Source organism: Thermococcus sp., from assembly GCF_027012695.1.
Taxonomy (GTDB): domain Archaea; phylum Methanobacteriota_B; class Thermococci; order Thermococcales; family Thermococcaceae; genus Thermococcus.
The window spans coordinates 1-7,842 of sequence record NZ_JALUYR010000076.1; the positions used below are offsets into that span (position 1 = coordinate 1).

9 protein-coding genes are annotated in these 7,842 nt (G+C 52.5%); 2 read left to right on the forward strand and 7 right to left on the reverse strand.

The features are described 5' to 3' along the window. The 5 genes from MV985_RS06215 to MV985_RS06235 all read right to left on the reverse strand — a co-directional run. Positions 1 to 394: hypothetical protein (locus tag MV985_RS06215; RefSeq protein ID WP_297464421.1), on the reverse strand; the 394-nt coding region annotated here is incomplete at its 3' end. Further along, on the reverse strand, positions 391 to 1,452 hold the full coding sequence (locus tag MV985_RS06220) for an AAA family ATPase (protein WP_297464423.1): 1,062 nt from the start codon (positions 1,450 to 1,452) through the stop codon (positions 391 to 393). The genes MV985_RS06215 and MV985_RS06220, both read right to left, overlap by 4 nt. Before the next feature lie 116 nt (positions 1,453 to 1,568). Further along, positions 1,569 to 1,943, reverse strand: a complete 375-nt coding sequence (locus MV985_RS06225) for a hypothetical protein (protein WP_297464438.1) — start codon at positions 1,941 to 1,943, stop codon at positions 1,569 to 1,571. Positions 1,944 to 1,959: 16 nt separating this feature from the next. Next, entirely contained in the window at positions 1,960 to 2,820 is an 861-nt protein-coding gene (locus tag MV985_RS06230; protein ID WP_297464426.1) for a DMT family transporter, read from the reverse strand. A 34-nt stretch (positions 2,821 to 2,854) separates the two neighbouring features. Beyond that, positions 2,855 to 3,163 (reverse strand): hypothetical protein, encoded by a 309-nt coding sequence (locus MV985_RS06235; RefSeq protein WP_297464428.1) that lies wholly within the window; start codon positions 3,161 to 3,163, stop codon positions 2,855 to 2,857. 124 nt (positions 3,164 to 3,287) lie between these two features. Here MV985_RS06235 and MV985_RS06240 point away from each other — a divergent pair, with 124 nt between their 5' ends. Together MV985_RS06240 and MV985_RS06245 are read left to right on the forward strand one after the other, a co-directional pair. Next, on the forward strand, positions 3,288 to 5,024 hold the full coding sequence (locus tag MV985_RS06240) for a glycoside hydrolase (RefSeq protein WP_297464429.1): 1,737 nt from the start codon (positions 3,288 to 3,290) through the stop codon (positions 5,022 to 5,024). A 129-nt stretch (positions 5,025 to 5,153) separates the two neighbouring features. Next, complete coding sequence (locus MV985_RS06245) at positions 5,154 to 5,387, forward strand: hypothetical protein (RefSeq protein WP_297464431.1); 234 nt, start codon at positions 5,154 to 5,156, stop codon at positions 5,385 to 5,387. On the opposite strand, the gene cca is transcribed toward MV985_RS06245, so the two are convergent. Next, entirely contained in the window at positions 5,313 to 6,677 is a 1,365-nt protein-coding gene (gene cca, locus MV985_RS06250; protein WP_297464433.1) for a CCA tRNA nucleotidyltransferase, read from the reverse strand. The two genes, MV985_RS06245 and cca, sit on opposite strands and share 75 nt — an antisense overlap. A 61-nt stretch (positions 6,678 to 6,738) precedes the next feature. Further along, on the reverse strand, positions 6,739 to 7,842 hold a 1,104-nt coding region (locus tag MV985_RS06255), incomplete at its 5' end, for a hypothetical protein (RefSeq protein ID WP_297464436.1).

The following is a 7,842-nucleotide window of genomic DNA, read 5'->3' on the forward strand; positions in this document are numbered from 1 at the left end:
ATCCCCCGTAAACCAGGGCAAGAATTGGAATATCCCCATCGGGATTCACTAGTTCTTTTAGTATCTCTGAAGCGTCCCTGTCCCCAACGAGTATTATGCCTTTCAGATCTTCGTTGGTTTCTTCCGCAATGCGCCGGAGCGGTCTTGTGGCGGATACAATCTCCGGAAAGTTGTCCTTGCCCTCCACGCTCACTATCACGATGGTTTCCCCGTTGGATTTTCTGACTATCCGTATGATTCCATCCGCTTGGAGTCTTATAAGGAGATTCCTGAAATGCCTCCTGATTAATGAGGCATCTTCTGAGCGGGTTGCATCCTCCAGTCTAAACATCTTGACAAGGATTGACCTCAAGAGGAGAACGTCGAGTGGTCCTTCCGTGAACACTATCCTCATCTCAGGTCTACCCCTATGGAGTTTATTGCAACGTTGGCCTCGGAACCGCTGTAAACTTCGACGTCTGGAACGCCGTTCTCGATTGATTTGAACCTGAAGACCTTGACATCCGAGTCTGAACTCAGCTTTGAGCAGCTGTCGAGCAGATATTCAAGAAACTCTAAGCTGTGGGTCGTTATGAACACCTGCGATTCAGTTTTTGCTATTTCCTCTGCGACGATTTTCATGAGACCTGGATGGAGGTGATTTTCGGGCTCCTCCAGAAGAACTATTATGGGCTTTTCTGTGTTCAGCGCGTAATAGTAGCCCATTGCGGTCTTTATTCCATCCCCAAGCAGGGACATTGGGACTTTCTCTTCGTTCTCCGTGAGTAGGACAATCTCTGCGACTTTCCTCGATACCTTTTTGATTGGACTTCTCAGTATTTTTTCGAGAAAAGCCTTGAGATCCTCTACATCAACCGATGAAACCTCTTCGAGCTTTATGATGATCTCTGATATGGATGAGGTGCCATAGTAGGGAGTTCTGAAGGTGTTGTCATCGAGGAGAATTGAGCGTTTGCGGGAGGGGGAATAGTACCTCGGCCACTTGAGTACGTACCTGGTGTACTCTCCGTATTCAACAGGTTCAATCTCCACGACGGGTCCACCGTAATTGGCCATGATTACGAATCTCTGCTCGGTCTCTTCTGAAACGTATCTATCGAGTGTAGGGGAGTTCCAGAGTTTTAATTCTGAGGTTGTAATGTTCGAGCTTATTGTGATTGGCTCGTTGGGTTCCCTGAAGAAGTATGAAACATAGACCATAGGGTCCTCTTCTCCAAGTTGTTTCCTTATGTATGGGTTCAATCCCCTCCTAAACAGAATCGTTTTTATTGGGTGCCTCCTCAGAAGGTCCCTTCCACCCCACGTGGTGTTCAGGTATATTGCCTCAAGAACTGTGCTTTTTCCAACGCCGTTCTTTCCAATGAATATGTTGATTCTGGCGAAGTCCGTCAGCTCTAGGTGTGATATTCCCCTGAAGTTCTCTATCGTGATCCTTTCTACGCGCCGCTTCATCGCCCTCCACCGATCGTAGGAGGAAACACTATTAAGGGTTTTCTATGGGATGTGCCCTCCCCGACCGCCCCCGTGAGCGGTGAGCGAGGAGGGCGGAAAGAATTAGCGGAAGAGATTTAAGCGTTGTCCTCCTTCCTCATCTCCTCAGGTTCACCCTTCCTTCTGCTCTCGTTCTTTATGACCTGTCTGACGTAGTCTATGAACTTTCTGACCTCTTCGAGATCTTCCTCAGGAATGTCGGCTATCTTCTTGTTCTTGCTCTTGTAGGTGAGCAGCTTGAGGAGTGCCAGACGCCTTAGGGCAGTCTTCGTGTCTATCTCCCCGTTCTTCCAGTCGCGCCATATGGCGTTGGCTATGCCGTAGAACTCTGGAATGCTGTCCAGTCCGGGGTCACCGACGTCTATGACCTCTTTTCCAAGGTACTTGTAGCGCTTCTCCTTCTCCTCTTTCGAGAACTCTTTGGTTTTGTCCTTAACGTACTCGTGCACCATATTCACCACCTCCGGTTTAATTATTGTCGGAGGTTTTTATTACCTTTTCGTTAGTTTTCCGTATCTCGTTCCATATTCCTGCCAGGATGAGAAACGCCCCGAGGTATCCGCGGGGTTTCATGACCTCTCCGAGCGTTAGGAACGATGCTATGTGGCTAAATATCGGTTCGGAGGAGTATATCAGCGCGGCCCTGTGGGCCCTTGTGTATCGCTGGTATTTAATCTGGAGGGTAAACGCTATGAAGGTTGCGAATACTGAAGTGTAAATTATTCCGATCCAGGGCAGGGGATCCCGGGGAACAACGAGTGGCTCGAGAAGAAGGGCAAACCCGAGGGAGAGTATAAAGTTCCACATTATCTGCCAGAATGCCAGACCGACGTAGTCCTTTTCGCCGAACTTCTCAACAAGGACTATCTGAAATGCAAAACTGAGGGCACAGAGCACGGTTAAAAGATCACCACGGTTAAGGTTCACGCTCCCCCCCGAGATCAGGTAGAGGCCGGTGAGGGCTATGAGCAATGATACAACGTCGCTGGCTTCGATCCTCTCTCCCAGAAGGAGGTACGCTATGAAGGGAGTAAAGACGACGTAGAGGGACGTTATGAAGGCCGAGTTGGAGGCGGTGGTGTACTTCAGGCCGACTATCTGAAAGCCGTGGCCAAAGAAGAGCGTCAGCCCCAGGATGAAGCCCTCCTTCAATGCTTCGCTACTCAGCACTTTGCGGCGGAAAATGATGAGCATGAGGAGAGACGCTATGCCGAAGCGGTAGGCAAGGAACAGCATCGGAGGGACGTAGTCGAGGCTAACCTTCATCGCGGGAAACGTAAATCCCCAGATGGCCGTTATTCCGAGGAGAACTGCCTCCGCCCGGTTCATCGGCGGTGGTATGGCCGCGGGTTTATAAGATTTCTCACTCGCCCGGCCCGTTTACGCAGCTCATGTTCATGGCCAGGAGCATCTCCACGTAACCGCTCTCCAGGTTCTCCTTTATTTTATCTGCCAGGACCTTGAACTCCTCAACGGTGAGCGGTCTCTTCGTTTTGAGCCACTTGATTTTTCCGTCGTTCTTGTCAAGGACTACTATCTCGCCCTCCGTTATCAGGGGAACGTAGTTTATCTTAATCCCGTAAAGCTCCTCGGCGAAGGCCATCTTGGCCCTCATGAGCTCCAGATAGTTGGCCAGCTCATTCCCCAGTATCTCCCTGAAAGCACGATCCATCCTCTCACCGGCGGGATTTCAATACTCACCTTTATTAACCTATCGGGCAGTTATGTGTAAAAATGCCCAGATTTCCTGGCAAAACCGTGATAAGGAAGGGTGATGTATCACCCACGGTGAGACCATGTTCATGAAGCACGCCCATCACTTTCACGCATACCAGCCCGGGGACATCGTTTACCTTCGCGACGGGGACGGCTCGAAGCCCATAGAATACGAGGAGAGGAAAAGTCCCGTGTCAGTTAAAATCCGGGGTGAAGAGGTCAGGGGCAAGAACTGGACGAGGGCGATGCTCTACTCCTACGAGCACATCTCCAATACCCTTTCCCGGATGAAAGGAGTCAGCATCGACATCGAGCCTTTCACATTCCTCATGCTTCTCCGCTATCACAGAAAGGCCTTCGGGGATGCCGTTGGACTCCTCCAGCGGTTCGACGCCGTTCCAACTACGCCCTTCCACCCGATAGTCCCCCACCTCGACGGGTTCGAGCAGAGGGTTCTTGCCAAAGTCTCCTTTGACTTCTACTCCCCGCTGGTCGACGGAAAAGACATCCTCGGCTACTGGCTCCCGGAGGCCGTGATAACGCGGGAGAGTGCCTCGATAGTTGAATCTTCCACGGACAGAAGGCTCGTCTTCCTCCTGGACGAGAGGGGACTCCTCTACGACTTGCCCCAGGCGAAGCACTCCTGCAACCGCTATGGAAACTCCTTCGTATTCGGAAGGGAGTGGTCTTTAAGTGATGCCTTCGCCTTCAACACCCTCGACGTTCCGGGGCTTGTCTCAGCCACCCTTTCCCACCGCGACGACTATAAGGAGAACCTCGGCGTTCCATACCTGCTCTTCACCTCCAGCGATCTTGAGAGCCTCCTCGGAAATCCAAGACAGCTCGACCGCTTTACGGCGTGGATGGAAGGCCTTGAAAAGAAGGGCGTTGAGCGCGTTTCGGCGATGGGATTTGTCGGTAAAAAGCTCTCAGGAGAGTTTAAGCGACTCGACGGTGAGTGCTCCTTTGAGATGGGCGTTAAGGATTACTCCTCCTGGAGCGACTACTTTGATTTAAGCCTCGACGGCAAGACGAGCGATTCGAGGTGGCTTGGCTACCGCAGGGCCGACGGAAAGGTCTTCGCGAGGAAAGCCTTCGGTAGAAGAATCTCCCAGCTCTGGAAGGTCGCCTTCACGCGGCTCTTCACCGAGCTTAACAGGGCTGTCAGACTGGGCGTGCTGAAGGGTCTGGCGGAGCTTGGTGTTGAATCATCTGGGGTGGAAGAGTTCCTCGTCCGCTACGCGAGGGTCTTCTTCGGGGATTACTACGACTACTTCGGGATGGAGACCTCGCTCGACTACGTCTTAGAACCGGTCAATGGGAATAGGAAAGCGCTGAGGCTCGGAAGGGATTACTACCTCATGCTGCTCGCCAACCACTCCTGTCCGCGCTTCTGGGAGAACCTGGACACGCGCGTTTCCTTCGGCAACGTTTCTGTAATAGCAAAGGCCCTTATCGAGATGATGGAGCACTTCGACGGACACGAACTTCAGAGTCTCTTCATCGAGGCCTATCTCAGACTCCTCAACTTCGAGAACCTCTACCACACCTGGAACCTTGGCTCAATGGAAGGCCTTGAGGGATGGGAGACAACCGAGAAGGCCTGGAAGGAGGCCCTCGAACCTCAGATCCCCCACAGCGGCTACAACGTCGTCACGAGGGCGGCTCTCTACGTCGGAAAGCGCGACCTGAGGGGCGAGCTCCGCTCCCTCATCGAGCCTTACAACCTTGAGTGGGCCGTTGCCGACACGGGGCACATTCCGGGCGAGGCCCACGGCCGCTGGGACAACGAGGAGTGGTGTGAGCACAGAGATTAGGCTGGGTGCATTCACGAACTTTTAGCCCTCATAATCACTACCTTTCGTACCATAATGCTTAAAACTGGAACTTTCGGATGAACTTTACCTATCCTCTAGTTTGTGTAACATTTTTATGGGGGGTGCGGATTGGAGGGCAACAAAAAGAAGCGTGATAGAGTTGAAAGTGGCTGTCTGCTGGAACTCATCTGGAATGCTTTGGACGGGAAGGAGTGCCTGAAGTTGCTCCGTATTCTTGAGGAGGCCGAAAAACGCCTTTTTAAGAGCAAGAGGAAGATGTACCTCCTGCTATTTCAGGCCACCCTTTTCTCTGCTAAGGAAGAGGTAGGCCTCCTTCTCCAGCTCTTCGGGAACATAATCTAGGAGTACGTCCGCACCCCCAATGTGCTCCCTGAGGGTTTTCCCGAGGGCCACCTGGTTCTTGGACAGGAGTTCTGATATCACATCGACGATCCCTTCCTTAACTCTCTTCTCGGCGTAGAGCCTCTTGCCTTTCAGCCAGACCCTCTCATTTTTCCTGTAGAAGTCCCAGCCCCTCTCGGTGAAGAACTCCGGGCCGGGTTTTATCCTGACCTTCTCGCGCTCAAGCCTGTCCACCTCGAGCATTATGAAGGCCTTTCCCCTGAAATGCCCGACGTTCCAGTCAAGAACCCTGAAACCCTCCCTCTGAAGAGCCCTCTCGAACCCCCGGGCGCTCCTCTCAAGCTGGGGCATGAGCACGTCATCAACCAGGTTAGGCTTCTCAAAGAGTAGCGTCACCATGTGGGTTCCCTTTCTCCTCAGCTCTTCGAGGTAGTTCCCCCCGGCTTTCTCCTCCGGGAAGAAAAAGCTGAGGGATGGCCCCTCCAGGAACTGGTGGGCCTTGAAGTAGAATCGCCCGTACTTCTCCCAGCTCAGGTTTGCAGCAACGTTCCTCCTCGGGTCTACGGGGTCTATTACTATGAGCGGCCTGTCCTCCCCGGTTTCTCTTTTAACGGTTTTCATGGCGAGCTCATACTCGCGCTTGAGCCAGTTTCCGGGGTCTATTATCTTCTGCCTCAGCATGAAGTCCGCGTTCTTCAATACTCCCAAGAACGAGCCGTATTTGATGACCAGAATCTCCGCCAGGTAACCAGAAAAACCCCTGATGTAAATCTCACTGCCGTAGGCTTTGATTCCCTTCAGAAAGCGCTTGAGGAGCCTAACCTCGTCGTTTCTTCCTTTAATGTTCTCAATGACCCATCGGGTGTGGAGTATCGAGCGGTCCACCGCCGTTCTAACGTCCTTCCAGTCCTTCACGTCGTAGCAGGGAACCAAATCAACGCTCACTCCCCTGTATTTTGCCCTGACATAGGGGTGCTCGGCGTAGGCAATCTCATAGGAGTCGAGCTTTTTGGCAATGACCTTTCCGAGCTCTAATCCTTTCTTCCGAAGCTCTTCGAGGGGCGTCTCCAAAGGAAAAGCAAGGAAGAGGTCAACGTCGTGGTCTCCAGCCAGGTAAGTGTCCTTCGCGAGGGAGCCGACGAAGTGGGGCTTAACGTCGAGGCCCGAGCTTTCGATGGTTTCTTCCGCCAGCCCTTTGAGTTCCTCCATCAGTTCCACAACGAAGGCCCTCTCCTCTTCACTTGGCCTGATTCTCTGAAGGACTTCGCTGATGACCGCTTCGATGGTCATGTTGGCACCTGTTGGTATCTGGTCATCGCGTGGTTGATATACTTTTTGTTCCGGCCTTTGCTCATCGTTTCGTCTTTCTGAATACCATCAGAGCAATCCCGACAAGTGCGAGGGAAATAAGGGCAATACCGTAGTAGTTCTTCCCCTTCGGTTCCGTCTCCTGAAGGTTGTCGAGTTTTTCATCTTCCTTTTTTGGCTCACTCCTTTCCCCCAGTTTTATAATGTTCAGATGAAGGTCAGGTGCCTTGAACTCCGCTGGAACGGCCCTTACATCAACAGGCCCGTCCCTAAAATGGATTCTTAGAGCGTAGCACTTCTCCGTTTCCCCATTTTGTCTGAGTGGGACGGTGAGTATCGTTCCATTGGAGAGCAAGACCAGGGAGTCGTTCATTATTCCTACGACCTTCCCGGAAACGTTGAGGTACTCCAGAGGTTCCCCTTCAGAGTTTATGATGAAAGTTCCCGTAGTTGTGTCGAAGGCGCAAACTTCTCCGGTACAGAAGGCGCCCCGTATTCTCAACGTCCAGAATGCGTCCCAGTTTTCTCCTTTTGGACACATGTAGGAGTTAAACCACTCGATTTTTCCGTCTGGTGAAACTTTCAGGGCAAAGTAGTCCGCTATCCACGGTGCATCACTTCCACCGCCGTAGACCCCAGCAACGAGGGCACCGTTTTCCATGGACACGGCAGTATCGGGAGAGTCATAGTAGCTTGTGTTGATGGCCTTGGCCCAGAGGAGACTTCCGTTCAGCGAGAGGGCCCCGAGGAAGAGATGGGACCTCGGATCGTCTGGAAGAGTGATGGTTCCAACGACCAGAATGGCCTCTCTAAGCGGAGCGACGAAGCGTACCTCAACCCCGGGGGTTCGCTTATTGGTTCCGTTCGGGAGGATTTTGGTGGCCCAGAGGATTCTCCCGTTCCGGCTTATAAGCCCCACAACGTTGTCCGTCAGGAGTACGGTATCTCCATTGGGCAGGGGTTCTGCGTCCTCAACGCTCAGGTTCTTTGTCCAGAGCAGGGTTCCGTTACCGTCAAGCTTGGCCAGAAGGCCTCCAAGGAGGAGAACTCCATCATTGGAAGGAATCAGGTGTTCGATGTAGGCATTCCTCTGGAGCTTAAGGGCCCAAAGAGGTTCCAGGCTTTCGGTAAGCTTAACAAGGGTGTT

Excerpts from the sequence above, each read along its gene's own strand:
- MV985_RS06220 (WP_297464423.1), bottom strand. The coding sequence starts at position 1,452 with ATGAAGCGGCGCGTAGAAAGGATCACGATAGAGAACTTCAGGGGAATA.
- MV985_RS06225 (WP_297464438.1), bottom strand. The coding sequence starts at position 1,943 with ATGGTGCACGAGTACGTTAAGGACAAAACCAAAGAGTTCTCGAAAGAG.
- MV985_RS06230 (WP_297464426.1), bottom strand. The coding sequence starts at position 2,820 with ATGAACCGGGCGGAGGCAGTTCTCCTCGGAATAACGGCCATCTGGGGA.
- MV985_RS06235 (WP_297464428.1), bottom strand. The coding sequence starts at position 3,163 with ATGGATCGTGCTTTCAGGGAGATACTGGGGAATGAGCTGGCCAACTAT.
- MV985_RS06240 (WP_297464429.1), top strand. The coding sequence starts at position 3,288 with ATGTTCATGAAGCACGCCCATCACTTTCACGCATACCAGCCCGGGGAC.
- cca (WP_297464433.1), bottom strand. The coding sequence starts at position 6,677 with ATGACCATCGAAGCGGTCATCAGCGAAGTCCTTCAGAGAATCAGGCCA.